The following is a 10,627-nucleotide window of genomic DNA, read 5'->3' as shown; positions in this document are numbered from 1 at the left end:
ACACAAGTCGTGAGGGTGAACGCGGTGGCACCCGCTTCGCCTTGACAGGCTCGGGCTTCACCCTCCGGTATACGGGCCCCGGGGGATGCCGTGGGGATACGGGGCGTACGGGTTCGCCGGCGGGAACGGCGTCCCCTGCGGCGGAAGCAGGGGCCGGGGGAGCGGCAGGGTCGCGGGGTGGGCGCGGAGTCTGATTCCGTGGTGGCGGCGGAGTCGGTTCATCTCCAGGGCCGCGATGGCGGTGACCGTCACCGGGGCGCCCAGGATGAAGACGACGCCCATCGTGAGGCTGAGGCCGTGCAGGTCGCCGGTGACCAGGTCGGGAATGGCCATGAGCCAGGTCGTCACGGCGGCCAGCAGCGGCGGCAGACAGCGGTGCACGGCCGCCGAACCGAAGTAGTTCCCGGACAACTGCACCGCCCCGTAGGCGACGACGCCGATCAGCCAGAGCGCCACGAAACCCAGCGGAACCAGCGCGACGCCTCCGACAGCGGTCGCGAGCTGCATGAGGAGTACGGCGGTCACGGCCATGCCGATGAACAGCAGCAGCAGTTTGAGCGAGCCGAGGAGCGGGCGCCGCAACTGCCGGACGGTGCCGGTGCGCCGCCATACGAGGAGCATCACGCCCACGGTCAGCGGCGTGATGAACAGCAGGACCACGGCCGCCGTCAGGACGTTTCCCAGGATCTCCGTGGTGTCGAACTTGTGCTGCACGAAGGTGTAGACACCGAACGCCGCGACCGCTCCGGCGACGACCCGCACGCGCTTGAGGCGCTCCACCGACGGATCGACGGGCTCGGGAATCCACGCCGGATGGAACAGCGCCCTCGCCATCCGTCTCGGTTTGAGGAAGGTCCGGACCGTCAGTCTTTCCCTCGTCCACCGCTCACGTGATCCGGCCACTTCCGCTCCCCCGAACGATCGCCATCGTGATCACCAGGGATGCTACGGGAAGCGGGCGGACTCCCGCCGCCCGCTTCCCCTCAATCAGGCTCAACGACCCCGCAGGGTGCGGTACTTGGCGACCAGGGCCTTGGTCGACTCGTCCAGTCCGGGGACGTCGGCGCCCTCGGTCAGGGCGGGCTCGACGCGCTTGGCGAGCACCTTGCCGAGCTCGACGCCCCACTGGTCGAAGGAGTCGATGTTCCAGACCGCGCCCTGGACGAACACCTTGTGCTCGTAGAGGGCGATCAACTGGCCCAGGACGGACGGGGTCAGCTCCTTCGCCAGGATCGTGGTGGTCGGGTGGTTGCCCTCGAACGTCTTGTGCGGCACCAGCTCTTCCGGCACGCCCTCGGCGCGGACCTCGTCCGGGGTCTTGCCGAAGGCCAGCGCCTGCGTCTGCGCGAAGAAGTTCGCCATCAGCAGGTCGTGCTGGGCGACCAGACCCGGCAGCAGGTCGGCCACGGGCTCGGCGAAGCCGATGAAGTCGGCGGGGATCAGCTTCGTGCCCTGGTGGATCAACTGGTAGTAGGCGTGCTGGCCGTTGGTGCCGGGCGTGCCCCACACCACCGGTCCGGTCTGCCACTCCACCGGGTTGCCGTCACGGTCGACGGACTTGCCGTTGGACTCCATGTCGAGCTGCTGGAGATAGGCCGTGAACCTCGACAGGTAGTGCGAGTACGGCAGCACGGCGTGCGACTGGGCGTCGTGGAAGTTGCCGTACCAGATGCCCAGCAGGCCCATCAGCAGCGGGGCGTTGGCCTCGGCGGGCGCGGTGCGGAAGTGCTCGTCGACGAGGTGGAACCCGTCCAGCATCTCGCGGAAGCGGTCCGGGCCGATCGCGATCATCAGCGACAGGCCGATCGCAGAGTCGAACGAGTAGCGGCCGCCGACCCAGTCCCAGAACTCGAACATGTTCGCCGTGTCGATGCCGAAGTCCGACACCTTCTCCGCGTTCGTCGACAGCGCCACGAAGTGCTTGGCGACCGCTTCCTGACCCGCCTTCAGACCGGTCAGGAGCCAGTCACGCGCGGAGGTGGCGTTGGTGATCGTCTCGATCGTGGTGAACGTCTTGGAGGCGATGATGAACAGCGTCTCGGCCGGGTCCAGGTCCCGCACGGCCTCGTGCAGGTCGGCGCCGTCCACGTTCGACACGAACCGCACCGTCAGCGAGCGGTCGGTGAAGGAGCGCAGCACCTCGTAGGCCATCGCGGGGCCGAGGTCGGAGCCGCCGATACCGACGTTCACGACGTTCTTGATGCGCTTGCCGGTGTGCCCGGTCCACTCGCCCGAACGGACCCGGCCGGCGAAGTCCGCCATCTTGTCCAGGACCGCGTGCACGGCCGGCACGACGTTCTCCCCGTCGACCTCGACCACCGCGTCCCGCGGCGCCCGCAGCGCGGTGTGCAGCACCGCCCGGTCCTCGGTCGTGTTGATCCGATCGCCCCGGAACATCGCGTCCCGCAGCCCGGACACGTCCGTGGCGGCGGCCAGCTCGCGCAGCAGCCGGAGTGTCTCGTCGGTGACGAGGTGCTTGGAGTAGTCGACGTGCAGATCGCCGACCTGGAGCGAGTAGCCGGAGCCGCGTCCGGCGTCGGCCGCGAACAGGTCGCGCAGATGGGTGCCGGCGAGCTCCTCGCGGTGCTTGGCCAGAGCGGTCCACTCGGGTGTCTGGTTGAGCCTGGTACGGCTTTCTGCGTTCATCTCGGACTTCCGCCTTCTTTCCTGCCTGTGCTGCTGCGTACCTTGCCCCGCTGCCGGTCCCAACCTAATTGATCAGGGCTGGACACGAGCTGTCGTAGTGCGTCCACCGGCTCAACAACAGATACGTCCGGCCGGCCCCCAGGTGTCAGCGAGGTGACACGGAAAGGGAACCGCCGGGCTCGCCTCGCAGAGCGGGGCAGGGGCGGGGCAGGGCGCACCACGCGGCTCGGCGGCCGGGTCCGTACGGGATCACGGCCATCCGCGGCCGGCACGAATTCCGGCCCGCACTGCTGCATCGGCGTGACCCGCCGACCGCTCCCCCGCTTCAGCGGGCCTCCGCACGGCAGGGCGTGGCACGGCTCAGCTCGCCCCGGGCATGCGAACGAGGGACAGGGAAGCCCCGCCAGGGAGGTCCGCCCGCACCGCGGGCATCCGGACATGGCCGGCATGGCAGGCGCCGGCCACGGCAGACACGACAGACAGACACACACGATGACCCGGCAACGGGCCGGATCCGGTGTCGGCGTCGTCGTGAAACCGTTCCGGCCAGACACCCATGGGATGCCCGGCCGGTTCTCAACTCCTAGATCTCGCCCCGCAGTTTGGCGAGCGCCTCGGCGAGGATCGCCTCGCCGTCCGCGTCGCTGCGCCGCTCCCGCACGTACGCGAGGTGCGTCTTGTAGGGCTCGGTGCGCGGCGGGTCCGGCGGGTTGTCCCGGTCCTGTCCGGCGGGGAAGCCGCAGCGCGGGCAGTCCCAGGTGTCGGGAACCTGCGCGTCGCTGGCGAAGCTGGGCTGCGTCTCGTGCCCGTTGGAGCACCAGAAGGAGATGCGCAGCCGCGGCGCGGACTCGCCGCGCTCGGCCTCGCCCATCGGCCCCGCCCCGACCCGGCTTCCTCGGATCGCGTTGCCACTTGCCACGGTGTAACTCCCTGCGTGATGGTGCCGCGAAGCGAGTCGGCGTGTCGCTTCGTTGCGAGCGCCTCAGTCTACGTAAGGCCCAACGCGCGTCCAGTGATTGGAGTTACATCCCCACCCCTAGACGCAAGCCCCATGATAGGCGGCGCCTGGAGGCGCGTACCGGACATGGGGCCTTACGTGCGGAATGTGCTTGCGAGATGTGCAGTTGTGCTGTCGTACCGATGTCGATCGGCGATCAGTTGTTGATCTTCATCAGGACACCCAGCACGACGATGCACACGAACCAGAGCAGGCCGAGCACCACGGTGATGCGGTCGAGGTTGCGCTCGGCGACCGAGGAGCCACCGACGGACGACTGCATGCCGCCACCGAACATGTCGGAAAGGCCGCCGCCCTTCCCCTTGTGCATCAGCACGAGCAGCATCAGCAGCAGGCTGAAGACGATCAGGGCGATCGAGAACCCCAAAACCACGGCTGGACCAACTTCCTCGGAACTGGATGGACTGCGGGGGCCCGGTGCGAGTGCACCAGACCCCCGCAAGGGTACGACGAATCGCCGCTACCGCATACTTACTGGTCGCGGAACCGGACGATCTTGACGAACTCGTCGGCGTCCAGCGACGCGCCGCCGACCAGAGCGCCGTCGATGTCGGGCTTCGCCATGATCTCGGCGACGTTGCCGGACTTCACGGAGCCTCCGTACTGGATGCGGACCTTGTCGGCCAGCTCCTGGGAGTACAGCTCGGCGAGCTTGGCGCGGATCGCGGCGCAGACCTCCTGCGCGTCGTCGGCGCCGCAGACCTTGCCGGTGCCGATGGCCCACACGGGCTCGTACGCGATCACGACGGACTCGGCCTGCTCGGCGGGGAGGTCCTTCAGACCGCCTTCGACCTGGGCGAGGGTGTGGGAGACGTGGTTGCCCGCCTCGCGGACGTCCAGTTCCTCGCCCACGCACAGGATCGGGGTCAGGCCGTGCTTGTAGGCGGCCTTGACCTTGGCGTTCACGATCTCGTCGGTCTCGTTGTGGTACTGGCGGCGCTCGGAGTGACCGACGGCCACGTACGTGCACTTCAGCTTGGCCAGCATCGAGCCGGAGATCTCGCCGGTGTAGGCGCCGGAGTCCTGCGCGGACAGGTCCTGGGCCCCGTACTTGATCTTGAGCTTGTCGCCGTCGACCAGGGTCTGCACGGAGCGCAGGTCGGTGAAGGGCGGCAGGACGGCGACCTCGCAGGCCTCGTAGTCCTTGTCGGCCAGGGCGAAGGCGAGTTTCTGGACGTGCGCGATGGCCTCGAGGTGGTTGAGGTTCATCTTCCAGTTGCCCGCCATCAGCGGCGTGCGCGTGCTCATCTAGGTCAGTCCTCCAGTGCGGCGAGGCCGGGGAGCGTCTTGCCCTCGAGGTATTCGAGGGAGGCGCCGCCACCGGTCGAGATGTGGCCGAATGCGTTCTCGTCGAAACCGAGGGTGCGCACCGCGGCGGCGGAGTCTCCGCCGCCGACGACGGTGAAGCCCTTGGAGTCGACGAGGGCCTGGGCGACCGCCTTGGTGCCCTCGGCGTAGTCGGGGTGCTCGAAGACGCCCATGGGACCGTTCCAGAACACGGTCTCGGCGTCGGCGAGCTTGGCTGCGTAGAGGGCACCGGTCTTCGGGCCGATGTCCAGGCCGAGCTGGCCCTCGGGCATCTTGTCCGCGTCGACGGCGGTGTGCTCGGTGGGCGCCTTGGCCTTGAGGTCCGGGAACCCGGGGGCGACGACGACGTCGACCGGGAGCACCAGCTCGACGCCCAGCTTGTCGGCGCGCTCCATGTACTCGGTGACGGCCGGGATCTGGTCCTCCTGCAGCAGGGAGGAGCCGACCTCGTAGCCCTTGGCCTTGAGGAAGGTGAAGGCCATGCCGCCGCCGATCAGGATGCGGTCGGCCTTGCCGAGGAGCTGGTCGATCACGGCGAGCTTGTCGGAGACCTTGGAGCCGCCGAGCGCGACGACGTAGGGCCGCGCGACGTCCTCGGTGAGCTTCTTCAGGACGCCGACCTCGGTGGCGATGAGGTAGCCGGCGTAGTGCGGCAGCCGGGCCGGAAGGTCGTACACGGAGGCGTGCTTGCGGTGCACGGCGCCGAAGCCGTCGCCCACGTAGACGTCGGCCAGGGCGGCGAGCCGGTCGGCGAACTCGCCGCGCTCGGCGTCGTCCTTGGACGTCTCGCCCGCGTTGAAGCGGAGGTTCTCGATGACCGCCACCTGGCCGGGCTCCAGGCCGTCGACCGCTTCGTGGGCGGCGGGGCCGACGGTGTCCTGCGCGAACGCGACGGGCGCGCCGAGCAGTTCACCGAGTCGCTCGGCGGGCTGGAGGAGGGAGAACGCCGGGTCCGGGGCGCCCTTGGGGCGGCCCAGGTGCGAGGCGACGATGACCTTGGCGCCCGCGTCGGCCAGTGCCTTGACGGTGGGCAGGACGGCGCGGATGCGGCCGTCGTCGGTGATGAGGCCGTTCGCCAGCGGCACGTTGAGGTCGGCGCGGACGAATACCCGCTTGCCGGCCACGCCTTCGGCGAGCAGCTCGTCGATCGTCTTCATGAAAGGGACTCCTGGGGAAGGCTCTTCAGATCCGCGAGAGGTGACCGATCCGGGCGGTCGGTCACTACGTGGCGCAGGGCCCGGACAGCGCGGCGTCGCGCTGCCCGAGCCCTGGCTCACATCGAGGTGCCTGCTCTGGAAACTAGAGCTGGTCGCCGACGAAGACCGTGAGGTCGACGAGGCGGTTGGAGTAGCCCCACTCGTTGTCGTACCAGCCGAGGATCTTCACCGTGTTGCCCTCCTGGACCATGGTCAGGGAGGAGTCGAAGGTGCAGGAGGCCGGGTCGCTGACGATGTCCGAGGAGACGATCGGGTCCTCGGTGTACGCCAGGAAGCCCTTGAGCGCGCCGTCCTCGGAGGCCTTCTTGAACGCGGCGTTGACCTCGTCCTTGGTGACCTCGCGCTGGAGCGTCACGACCAGGTCGGTGGCCGAGCCGGTCGGGACCGGGACGCGCATGGCGATGCCGTCCAGCTTGCCCTTGAGCTGCGGGAGGACCAGGGCGGTGGCCTTCGCGGCACCGGTCGTGGTCGGGATGATGTTCTCGGCGGCGGCGCGGGCGCGGCGCAGGTCCGAGTGCGGGAAGTCCAGGATGCGCTGGTCGTTCGTGTACGCGTGAACCGTCGTCATCAGGCCCTTGACGATGCCGAAGTTCTCGTCGAGAACCTTGGCCATCGGCGCCACACAGTTGGTGGTGCAGGAGGCGTTGGAGATGATGTTGTGGTTCGCCGGGTCGTACTGGTCCTGGTTGACACCCATCACGATGGTGATGTCCTCGTCCTTGGCCGGAGCCGAGATGAGGACCTTCTTGGCGCCGCCGGCGATGTGCTTCTCGGCGTCGGCCTTCTTCGTGAAGATGCCGGTCGACTCGATGACGATGTCGACGCCCAGCTCGCCCCACGGGATGTCGGCGGGGTTGCGCTCGGACAGGACCTTGATGGTGTGTCCGTCGACGGTGATCGTGTCGGCGGTGTGCGACACCTCGGCCTTGAGGCGGCCCAGAATGGTGTCGTACTTCAGAAGGTGGGCGGTGGTCGCGGTGTCACCCAGGTCGTTGACAGCCACGATCTCGATGTCAGCACCCTGCTCCAGCAGCGCGCGGAAGTAGTTACGACCGATGCGGCCAAAGCCGTTGATGCCTACGCGGATCGTCACGAACCGATCTCCTCGTTAGGTACGCCGACTCAAGTGTCGGCGAGTTGTATGGGATGTCCCCGACCGCCTCCGACCCTACCTCCCCCAAGGCCCCGGAGTGACATCGAGCACGGCCATACACGGCAGGGCGATCCGTACCCGCCAGTAGGGGTACGGATCGCCCGTGTCGATCATGCGATTGTCACGGACCGTCAGTCCTCAAGTGCCGAGAGTGCCTTTCCGATGAGGGCCGCGCGGTCGGCCGCGGTGGCGACGTGCTCCAGGCCGAAGCCCAGCAGCACGGTGTCGTCCGTGGTGACCGCTCCATATGTCTTGAAGAGTTCGCCGGTGCGGGCCCAGTCCCGCAGAACGGCGGGGCTGCCCGCGGGCGGACCGGCGACGGTCCAGGGGCCGAGGGAGGTCTCGAAGCCCTCGGTCCCGGTGCTGGTGCCGCCGACCGTGAGGGCGGTGTTGTCGACGAGGACACCGTGGCCGCCCGTGCTCGGGTCGGTGATGTAGCCGATCGACACCTCGATCGACCTGCCGGCGTACGCGCTCAGGTCGAAGGCGACCGGCTGCCAGCCGCTGGACGCGCCGGTCAGGCTGTTCCACCGGCCGCTGGAGCCGGTGGCGGTGCAGCCGGCCGCGCTCACGGTCAGGTAGTGCTTGATCCAGGGGTGTTCCCGGGCGAGGAAGCCGGCCTCGCACTCGGCCGGGACCGCGGCCGAACTGGCGCCGCCCGCCTCGGGGAGGGTGGTCCAGTCGTCGGCCCCGGTCGTGTGGACCTCGACGACCGCGTGGTCGTAGCCGGGCTCGGTGTCCCACAGCATCTGGGAGCGCAGCGTCGGCCGGTCGGCGGCGGTGACGCCGGTGAGGTCGATGGTGCGGGTCAGCCGCTTGTAGGCGTCGTCGGTGTGCACCGCGGCGGCCATGTAGGAGCCCTCGTAGGGCCCGTACGGGTTGACGGTCCCGCTGAACTGTCCCGCTCCCGCGCTGGAGGCGAACTGCGGGTAGCGCGCAGCGGAGAGCGAGTCCGAGGTGACGCCGTAGGTGCCGGCCGCGTTCAGCGGGTTGCCGGGCGCGTCTCCGAGGGTCCCGCCGGCTCCGCCGAGCCCGCCGGAGCCGGTGAAGCCCTTGGCGCCGGGGGTGGACGTACGGGAGTAGGCGCCGAGGTAGTACTGGCTGAAGTCGTTCGAGAGGGTGCCGCCGCCGAGGTCGACGCTGCCGCCGGCCAGTTCGCCCGCCTCGACCAGCTTGCCGCCCTCGTTGAGGTAGGCGCGGAGCTGGAGCTGGGTGGCGTTGCCGGGCCGCGGGGCGCCGGTGTAGTGGACGACCGTGCCGAAGTGGCCGAGCACGGCGAGCGCGTCCGGCGCGCCCTGGGTGGCGACGTCCCAGACGAGGGCCTTCTTCCCGTCGGCCTTCAGCGCGTCGACGTAGGTCTGCGCCTGTGTGGCGGCCGCGCCCTCCTCGGCGACCACGAGCACGTCGGCGCGCGGCCGCTGGGCCACGGTGTACGTGAAGTGGGTGCTGGAGGTGGGCTTCCCGCTCCGGGTCTCGCCGGTGAACCAGACCTCGACCGTGTCGCCGGGCTCCGCGTCCTCGACCTTGGCGCGGTATTCGTCGAAGTAGAGGTTGTCCGTGCCGCCGTAGGTCTCGCCGCCCCGCCAGGGCCTGAGCGAGGTGGCGTGCGTACGGCCGCCGTCGACGCGGTACTTGAGCTTCTTGTCGCGTACGGATTTGCGGACGACGACCGAGACCTTCTGGTCCGCGCCGCGGGCGTACGACGTCGTGAAGGCGGAGGGGGTGAAGTCGGGCGCGTCGAGGCCGACCGAGGAGGAGGGCCGGTCGGGGTGGGCCGCGGTCTCGGCGACGGAGAGCGCGAACGGCACGTTCTTCTCGAATTCCTGCTCGATCAGCTTCTCGTCGTCCGGGAAGGTGAAGACCGAGGCGCAGTCCGCGGCGTTCCAGCCGTCGTTCGGGTCGAGGTCCGAGGCGGTCTCACACGTCGACATCTCGGGGGTGAACATCGCCATGCCGTTGACGTTGCCCGCGTGGCCGTCCGCCTCGCCGTTGGTGGTGTAGAGCTCCGAGGAGACCTGCGGGTGGTAGCCCGGGATCGCGGACTTCTCCGGAGTTCCGGCGAGCGCCTTGTAGAGCACGTCGTCGGGGGTCGGCGTCGCCACCTGCCAGCCGACCCCGTAGAGGAGCAGTTCGGCGGCGGAGTGGTAGTTGATCCCGTACGTGAAGCCGACGCGCTTCTCGAAGGCGTCGAGCGCCTTGGTCTCGGGCTCGGACCCGGGAGTCGCGCCCCGGTAGGTCTCGCTGGTGGGGTTGGGGGACGAGCCCTCGTCGTCGTAGCCCCACTTGTAGGCGAAGTTGCGGTTCAGGTCGACGCCGTCACCGGTGGAGATGACGCCGTCGCCGTTCACGTCCCGCAGGTTCTTGCGCCACTGGCGGGTGTCGGCGTCCTTGAAGGTGTAGTCGTAGCCGTCGGGGTTGGCCGACAGGACGAACCACAGCTCGGTGGAGTCGACGATCTTCTTGACGCGCTTGTCCGTGGAGTAGTTGTCCAGGTAGTAGTGCATCAGCCGCCGGGTCATCTCGGGCGTGATCCACTCGCGCGCGTGCTGGTTGGACATGTACAGCACCGACGGCTTGGAGCCGTCCTTGGTCTTCCTGGCGCCCTTGGTCAGCTTCAGCGCGAGGATGTCCTGGCCGTTCAGGGTCTTGCCGATGGAGACGACCTTCGTCAGGCCGGGGTTCGCCCGGCCGGCCTCGACGATCTCCTCCTGGAGGTTGCCCTTCCCGCTGTACGGGCGGAACACCCCCTGGGCGGCGTCCGCGACGCGGTTCTCCGCCTTGGCGGAGAGGGTGTGTTCGGTGAGGTCGACGCCCTGCTTCTCCAGCTTCCGGGCCTGCTGGTCGGTGACGTAGACCTCGACGGTGCTCTTGCCGTTCTTCCAGGTCGTGTCGCCGAGTTCGTGACTGTCCTGGCCGGCCGCGAGCAGCAGGGGTACCTGCTGTTTCGTGACCTCCGCGCGGAACACCTTCACGGCGTTCGCGTCGGGCTTGGGTGAACTGCCGTCCTGCGCGCGGGCGACCGGCGCCACGGCCGCACCGCCCAGCAGGAGCGCGCCGGTAGCGAGGATCGCGCTCGCTCTTCGTCTCATGAGTCCCCCTTGCACGGGTCCGCCACAGCAGCGAACGGATGCCAGGCTCATGACACTTCAAGGTCAAGTCAAGGGTGCCTCGCGGGCCGACACGAGCCGGTGCCGACCTCCCAAGTGGGCGTCGGCACCGGCATATTGAGCTTCTGTCAGATCATCCGGCAGGCAGATCACGTCCTGCGCGCACGTCCGGACCTCG

The 10,627-nt window shown here is 68.9% G+C and carries 8 protein-coding genes; all 8 read right to left on the bottom strand.

Annotated features, from left to right (window positions below; genetic code table 11):
* Positions 1-57 precede the first annotated feature (57 nt).
* Positions 58-903, bottom strand: a complete 846-nt coding sequence (locus tag ACFRIC_RS37560; protein WP_382795880.1) for a hypothetical protein — start codon at positions 901-903, stop codon at positions 58-60.
* A 90-nt stretch (positions 904-993) separates the two neighbouring features.
* Positions 994-2,646 (bottom strand): glucose-6-phosphate isomerase, encoded by a 1,653-nt coding sequence (gene pgi, locus ACFRIC_RS37555; RefSeq protein ID WP_382795878.1) that lies wholly within the window; start codon positions 2,644-2,646, stop codon positions 994-996.
* Between the two features lie 583 nt (positions 2,647-3,229).
* The gene (locus ACFRIC_RS37550) at positions 3,230-3,517 is read right to left on the bottom strand and encodes an RNA polymerase-binding protein RbpA (RefSeq protein WP_004002138.1); all 288 of its coding nucleotides are present in this window, start codon (positions 3,515-3,517) and stop codon (positions 3,230-3,232) included.
* Between the two features lie 283 nt (positions 3,518-3,800).
* Positions 3,801-4,037, bottom strand: a complete 237-nt coding sequence (gene secG / locus ACFRIC_RS37545; protein ID WP_382795875.1) for a preprotein translocase subunit SecG — start codon at positions 4,035-4,037, stop codon at positions 3,801-3,803.
* 98 nt (positions 4,038-4,135) lie between these two features.
* Positions 4,136-4,912 (bottom strand): triose-phosphate isomerase, encoded by a 777-nt coding sequence (gene tpiA, locus ACFRIC_RS37540; protein WP_361691161.1) that lies wholly within the window; start codon positions 4,910-4,912, stop codon positions 4,136-4,138.
* Positions 4,913-4,917: 5 nt separating this feature from the next.
* Positions 4,918-6,129, bottom strand: a complete 1,212-nt coding sequence (locus ACFRIC_RS37535; protein ID WP_382795872.1) for a phosphoglycerate kinase — start codon at positions 6,127-6,129, stop codon at positions 4,918-4,920.
* A gap of 142 nt (positions 6,130-6,271) precedes the next feature.
* On the bottom strand, positions 6,272-7,282 hold the full coding sequence (gap, locus tag ACFRIC_RS37530) for a type I glyceraldehyde-3-phosphate dehydrogenase (protein ID WP_382795869.1): 1,011 nt from the start codon (positions 7,280-7,282) through the stop codon (positions 6,272-6,274).
* Positions 7,283-7,473: 191 nt separating this feature from the next.
* Positions 7,474-10,431, bottom strand: coding sequence for a M14 family zinc carboxypeptidase (locus tag ACFRIC_RS37525; protein ID WP_382795867.1), 2,958 nt, complete (start codon positions 10,429-10,431; stop codon positions 7,474-7,476).
* Positions 10,432-10,627: the final 196 nt, after the last annotated feature.

It is taken from the genome of Streptomyces sp. NPDC056738, from assembly GCF_042790435.1.
GTDB lineage: Bacteria > Actinomycetota > Actinomycetes > Streptomycetales > Streptomycetaceae > Streptomyces.
Note: the sequence above shows the minus strand (reverse complement) of the source record. Positions and strands in the feature narration are given on the sequence as shown.

Excerpts from the sequence above, each read along its gene's own strand:
- ACFRIC_RS37535 (WP_382795872.1), bottom strand. The coding sequence starts at position 6,129 with ATGAAGACGATCGACGAGCTGCTCGCCGAAGGCGTGGCCGGCAAGCGG.
- ACFRIC_RS37550 (WP_004002138.1), bottom strand. The coding sequence starts at position 3,517 with ATGGGCGAGGCCGAGCGCGGCGAGTCCGCGCCGCGGCTGCGCATCTCC.
- tpiA (WP_361691161.1), bottom strand. The coding sequence starts at position 4,912 with ATGAGCACGCGCACGCCGCTGATGGCGGGCAACTGGAAGATGAACCTC.
- pgi (WP_382795878.1), bottom strand. The coding sequence starts at position 2,646 with ATGAACGCAGAAAGCCGTACCAGGCTCAACCAGACACCCGAGTGGACC.
- ACFRIC_RS37525 (WP_382795867.1), bottom strand. The coding sequence starts at position 10,431 with ATGAGACGAAGAGCGAGCGCGATCCTCGCTACCGGCGCGCTCCTGCTG.